Annotated in this window: 5 protein-coding genes and 1 pseudogene; 2 read left to right on the top strand and 4 right to left on the bottom strand. The window is 50.3% G+C overall.

What is annotated here, in order from left to right; translation table 11 throughout:
- On the top strand, nt 1-715 hold a 715-nt coding region (locus tag BN1130_RS17790), incomplete at its 5' end, for a hypothetical protein (RefSeq protein ID WP_232302059.1).
- 552 nt (nt 716-1,267) lie between these two features.
- Here the strand turns inward: BN1130_RS17790 and BN1130_RS21835 are convergent.
- On the bottom strand, nt 1,268-1,942 hold the full coding sequence (locus BN1130_RS21835) for a hypothetical protein (protein ID WP_084218253.1): 675 nt from the start codon (nt 1,940-1,942) through the stop codon (nt 1,268-1,270).
- 315 nt (nt 1,943-2,257) lie between these two features.
- On the opposite strand from BN1130_RS21835, the gene BN1130_RS22410 reads away from it, so the two are divergent.
- Nucleotides 2,258-2,788 carry a hypothetical protein gene (locus BN1130_RS22410; RefSeq protein WP_157014084.1) on the top strand — a complete coding sequence of 177 codons (531 nt, stop codon included), beginning with the start codon at nt 2,258-2,260 and terminating at the stop codon, nt 2,786-2,788.
- Between the two features lie 42 nt (nt 2,789-2,830).
- On the opposite strand, the gene BN1130_RS21840 is transcribed toward BN1130_RS22410, so the two are convergent.
- The 3 genes and pseudogenes from BN1130_RS21840 to BN1130_RS17800 all read right to left on the bottom strand — a co-directional run.
- Nucleotides 2,831-3,082, bottom strand: coding sequence for an ogr/Delta-like zinc finger family protein (locus BN1130_RS21840; protein ID WP_084218254.1), 252 nt, complete (start codon nt 3,080-3,082; stop codon nt 2,831-2,833).
- A gap of 55 nt (nt 3,083-3,137) precedes the next feature.
- The gene (locus BN1130_RS17795; protein ID WP_370736620.1) at nt 3,138-4,070 is read right to left on the bottom strand and encodes a phage portal protein; all 933 of its coding nucleotides are present in this window, start codon (nt 4,068-4,070) and stop codon (nt 3,138-3,140) included.
- A gap of 118 nt (nt 4,071-4,188) precedes the next feature.
- Nucleotides 4,189-5,451, bottom strand: a pseudogene (locus tag BN1130_RS17800) (terminase large subunit domain-containing protein); the annotation flags it as partial.

Genomic DNA, 5,451 nt, shown 5'->3' on the forward strand with positions numbered 1-5,451 from the left:
CCCCCTTGGAGCTCTGGCAACAACTGTACGTGACGATCTCGAAGGCTCTAAAGGGGATCCGCTGAGTGACAGAAACCTATTCCATTTGGGGCTAGGTGATGAAGAGGTGACCATGATTCGACGCGGCTTAATTGTCAGACAGGGGGACCGGTCAGTTTGCATCCGGGATGGTGAGTTGAAAGTGACCGAACGGCACCCGTTCGAATCACCAAACGAACCATCACCATATCAAATTGAAACCGAAGCCAGACGCCGGGAAGCAAAACGCCAGGCGGAGATCGAGGATGTGCGGGGCCTGCTGGCCCAGTCCGGGGATCCAGCAGTCTGGCTGGCCAGCATGACGGCTGCCGGCGTCGATGATGCCCTGACATTGCTGAAGGCCCTGGGGGATGGGGACGCAGAGGCAGCCCGAGTCCAGCTTGACCGGCTGCGCGATACCGTCGATCTGCGGACGTGGCCACTGCCACCAGTCGAACGCCGCCAGGAGGCAATCAGCAATGCCGAGTTTTTCGGACTGTCAGCTGATGATCAGCGCTCGCCTACCCGCAAACAAGATATGCACCACCTGATTGCCGAATCAACCAGAGGGCGCTTGGCCGACGTTCGTCCAGAACATCGAGAAGTGCTGCTCACTCACCTGATGGCCAAAGCCGATGCCATGACACCAAGCGGCGGCGATACAGTGGCATTCGTGGCGGATCGGCTGCTTGTATGAGTTCAACATACACAATAGCCAAGCCAACAAAGGAAAGCACAAAATGACCTATGCCGGGTCATGTTTGATATGCCTTATATTGTGTCGGCTAATGCTGAACTTAATGAGTTTCATGATCGCATGGTCATCAACTAACAACCTAAACAACATTTTCTAATAAAACGATCGGAAATCAATGCATCAGTTATAGAAATGTGAACCAATAAAAATTGGACTATATAAGCCCATTTCAATATTTGCGTCTTACTTATTGAGACTATAATAAAAACTCACAAGCAACAATGCTATCCCTAATAAATAGTGAAGGCATATGCCTTCACTGTTTTTTATTTTTTTCCCTGGGAAGGAATTGGCTTAGGGGGTATGCTACTTCTTGGTTGCGTGGTCTTCCGTACGACTTGGACAAGACCATGCGTAGGGTTTACTACCCCTGCAAGTACATTTCCAAAACCAGTTGTATGAAGACCTTCCGTAGTTAGGTGTTCGAGTCCTGCCACGGAGCTATTTTTTAACGCCTTAGTTATATCTAATGTTTGCAGACCATCATTTAACTTAATCGGTTTGTCTTGGCTCATGATTTACATCCTCATTTATGTCTGTGTAAAACAATAAATTACCGAAAGGCTTTGAAATATAAAGAACATTAGCTCTAAACACTTCATTTGCAGTTGATGTTTCATATGCGATAACATCGGTTAACGTTATTTCTAAATTAGAACCATTGTCATGATAAAGATAAGCAACCCCATGAAATGTTAGATCCTCATCTAACACGATGACTCTAATATACTCTGATTGGGTTATTTCTATAGATTTAACAAATACAGAAGAATCCCCATACTTATTCGTTACTTTATATTTTATTAAGAAATTATGAATAGCATTACCTTGAGAAATCCGTACAGATAACAAACCTAGAGCTACGGCTATCAAACCGGCAACAACAACTTCAATAGCATTTATTTTCTCTTTGTTTTCTGGTTGCAAAATCCCCCACACAGAAAGAATATGCCAATCAGTATTTCTGAATCCTTCTACGTTATAGAGAAACTGACCAGAAAAAATTAAACCCTGTAAAAAACTATATGTGATAATCCCTGAAATAATTGAATACAACATATATCTGAAAGCATCCCAAGGCTTGTGCTCAGTATAATTGTCATATATTACTGTAAGTAAAACCCCAGGGAATAATATGGCCACCAACATTATTGTGAGTTCATTCATACTATTGTACTTTTAGGATATTTATGATTTTGCTAGCGATGCTACCATGAAGAGACCTGGTTGGAAACTTCTATCTTAGCTTAAAATCACACTGCTGAACAAAAAAACACTCCCCCATGCTCTCACCTTCTCACACTTTACTTATCATTATGAAAAATATGTGGTTTATAGGGTAGCAACCTCTCTACTACCTCATGTAACCTAGCGCCCAAGAAAGACTCACAGAAGTCCACCTAGAATGTATTTTTCGTTAGTTTAAAACCTAACCTGACACAGAATTGCAATATGCATATAAAAACTCACAATCGAGGACTTATGAAAAAAATAACATTGCTGATTATATCCCTTACATTGGGCGCATGCGCAGAAACTCCAAATAGTTATGTAAACGTGAAACCATTTATAGCTAAACTAGGAGTATCTACCCCTCTAGATATGAGCAAAGAGGAAAAAGACCGCAGTGGCCTACTTCCAGCTAGAACTGGTGATGCTATTTACGCTAAGTTTTACAATACTTATTCTGTCCCGGTCACAATCAACCGGATTGAGTTCCCCGCTACAGAAAAAGCAACATGTGCGATCAAATCAAACGCACCTATCACCGTCATGCCGCATTCAATCACAGATATAGGATTGATCAAAATTTCAACTCTGGCCGAATGTCACCCGGATTTAGTAATACATGAAGGGGCAAAGTTCATCGGAGTTCCCAGAGATCATGATTACGCCGCATCTAGCCGTACAACTGGCGTAATGCTGCAATTTGATACACAAGTCTATAAAACCAAAAGCACAACCAGTACGTCATTCCCATTGGTGTTTGATACCCGTGCGATGTTTAATTAATACATACTTATAAGAAGGGGCGCATGATGCGCCCCTTCTTCATTACCCTTGGCTGAGCCCTTGCAGCAGTAGCTGCCGCCCGTCCGGGCTGAGCGAGTTGATGAGACTCAAGGCTAACTGGCTGGCTGTGCGCCCCGATGGGCTCAACGGATGGCTGTACGACATTTGCGACACCCAGCTGGCCCCACACTGCGCATCCGTACACTGGCAATATAAATCCGCAGTGTCGCGGCTCAGTCGATGCGTCTTGGTGATGCGCCCCAACTCCCCACATTCCCGACAAAATACCCGCATATTCCCCCCAGTCCCGACGATATAAACCGAGCAATTATATCGGCTAGCTGGGTTTTCATACAGGGGTGGGCACCTCAAGTGAGCGATTGAAATCGACCCACAACCGTCGCGGTAAATTGGCCCCGTTGATGGCATCCTGGATAAGTTCACACAGCGGGATAACCTCATTGCGGGCGTAAGTCCGATCGTACTGCTCCGGGTTCCCCAACCCCCCACTGCCATTGGCCGGGATGATACCCGCCAACGCCGCCGGGAAGCGATGCGCCGTCAGCACATCTTGGGCGGTGATCGCCTTGATAGCTGCAAACTCATCCTTGGTTGCGATGTCCCCAACCGGGATAAGTTTGATCCCGTCCGGCTTGCCACCCGGGATATTGACGAACATCGAGCGGAAATTACCGACGCCTTTGGAGCTGGCGATCATATCCTTCATTTCCGCTTCCTGGTCATCATCCATATTTGGATCCGTGGCGTAGAAAATGAACCCCATGTGCGCCCCGTTGAGGAAGTATTTACGCCGAAACATGGTGGCGTCCTGGTTGAGCAAAGCCGACTGCAGGCCCCCCAGGTAATCAGGCTGGCCATACACCTGCTGCACCGGGTCATATTGCGCCAGCCAGATGATGTCATCGGCGCTGTAGTGCTTGTAACTGCCATCGCGCTGCAACATCAGGAAATTGCCATCACTGCAGCGGCGCAGATACAGACTCGATAACGGATAGAGTCCTACCACCTGGCCAAAGCCATTGCGCAGCTTGAGCAAGGCCGCATCACCAAACTGCAGCAGGTTATGCACAAAGGCGGTGATCACCTCCCGGGGCACCCCCTCCCGACTGACAAAGCGCCCGGAGACCATGTTGCGCCTTGCCATCAGGATGGCCCCATGGTGTGCATTGGCGCGGGCGACCTTGGCCAAGCCCTTGCGGTCGATGGGGGGCAGGTAATACTCGCCCCAGGGGCTGTAAAACACATCGGTGTAGTCGGTCATCCAGGCCGTGGGATCGATGGGCTCGGGAATGGAAAAGCTCACCGCGGATCGGTTGCTGGGAATGGTGGCTGGGGTGGGCCGCTCGGCCCGCTGATGAAAGCGCTGTTTGCGGCTCATGTTTTCCTCGTTTGCTGATGGCCCAAGTGGATTTGCGGCGTCGTGATGTGTCGAGCGGCTCGTTGTCCACCGCATGGGCGATGGCAAAGAACACGTCGGCGTGACCGGTTTCGCTACTGCGCGATGCGCGGAACGTCATCTGGCCACCGCCCGTGGTGCTGCGTTTGATGCTCATGAAGGCCAGCGGGATCTCGATGTCCTCCTGATCCCACTCGATGCGGTTTGATTCCACCACGTCCACCATTTTCAGCACCAAGCGGGCCTTGCTCTCGACGTTGTAGTTGATGGGGGTAATGGTGGATTTGAAGACCGGTTGCAACAGGTCATAAACCCCGCTGCCGACCCCGGATACGTCGATGCCTAAGTAAGTGACCCGAAACTTCTTGGCAATCTTCTCAATTTCGCTCGCCTGGTAGCGGAAGTTCATGCCGCGCCAGAAGTGTTTCTCCAGCACCCGAAACTTCTCCCCCGGGAACAGTGGCGGGGCGACCACCACCAAGGTGGCATTATCGCGGGTACGGCTCGGGTCATAGCCCAACCACACCTCTCGCTTGCCGAACGGCTCAGGGTGCCCCCGGGTGTAATCGCTCCAGGTACTGGTATCCGTCTCGGCTCTCTCCATATCCTGGAACTTGAATACCGAGCTTTCATCATCGACAAAGGCGCACATATAGAGGTGCTCGAAGACCTCAATCGCGGTCTCTTCGCGCAGCGCCTCGATGTCGATGAGGTTAAAGCCGCTCGACACCGCCTCTTCCAAGGTCAGGATGTAGCGCCATACCCGGTCTGGGCAGACCCGCCCACCGTCTTTGAGCTCGGCATCGGTTGGGAAAGTTTGCGCCTGGCGCACGGGATCCTTGCCCTTCCAGTCATCCCCCGTCCACAGCTTGTAACCACCGTGTGCCTTGCTTGAAGGGGTCGAGAAGAAGGTTTTTCGCCAATGAGATTGCGACCCCATGCCAGCGGCCACATCGGTGACCGCCTTGAAGTTCTTGATCCAGAAGTATTCGTCGGCGTAGAAGTTGCCGGTGTAGCCCTGGGCGCTGTTGGCGCTGGTCGAGCAGAACACCAGATTGGCCCCGTTGGAAAGCACAATGGGGTTGCCGGTCAGCTCGACCCCCAGGAAAGTACGTGCCAGGTGGACAATGTAGGATCGGAATATCTCGGCCTGGGCCCGTGTGGCCGAGAGGAATACCTGGTTACCACCATTGAGCACGGCATCCTCTAGCGCCTCACCGGCAAAATAGTAAGTCATGCCTATCTG

It is taken from the genome of Aeromonas rivuli, from assembly GCF_000820045.1.
Taxonomy (GTDB): Bacteria; Pseudomonadota; Gammaproteobacteria; order Enterobacterales; family Aeromonadaceae; genus Aeromonas; species Aeromonas rivuli.

Coding starts and splice junctions, on each gene's coding strand:
- BN1130_RS21835 (WP_084218253.1), bottom strand. CDS start 1,942: ATGAATGAACTCACAATAATGTTGGTGGCCATATTATTCCCTGGGGTT.
- BN1130_RS21840 (WP_084218254.1), bottom strand. CDS start 3,082: ATGCGGGTATTTTGTCGGGAATGTGGGGAGTTGGGGCGCATCACCAAG.
- BN1130_RS22410 (WP_157014084.1), top strand. CDS start 2,258: ATGAAAAAAATAACATTGCTGATTATATCCCTTACATTGGGCGCATGC.
- BN1130_RS17795 (WP_370736620.1), bottom strand. CDS start 4,070: ATGACCGACTACACCGATGTGTTTTACAGCCCCTGGGGCGAGTATTAC.